General features: G+C 64.2%; 1 protein-coding gene. It reads right to left on the minus strand.

Annotated elements, in window-relative coordinates; all coding sequences use genetic code 11:
• The coding region (locus tag D1646_RS22105; RefSeq protein ID WP_160638486.1) for a hypothetical protein at positions 1-218 on the minus strand (218 nt) is incomplete at both ends.

Raw genomic sequence — 218 nt, forward strand, 5'->3', positions numbered from 1 at the left:
TTCCACCTCCATGGCGGCGGCGATATCCCGGGCGGCCTGCTCCATGGTGCAGGGGAAGGTGAGCTTAGGCGTCCAGGTGATATCCGCCTTGAGCATGGCGTCGTAGGCCTCAATGGACCACAGGCCGTCCTCCTGCTCCCTCCGGTTGGTGAAGAACACCCCCTTGGGCAGCCACTCCGACGCTCTGGCCCCGTTGACCAGCCTGACATACCGCTTGA

It is taken from the genome of Pseudoflavonifractor sp. 60 (genome assembly GCF_009911645.1).
GTDB lineage: Bacteria > Bacillota > Clostridia > Oscillospirales > Oscillospiraceae > Lawsonibacter.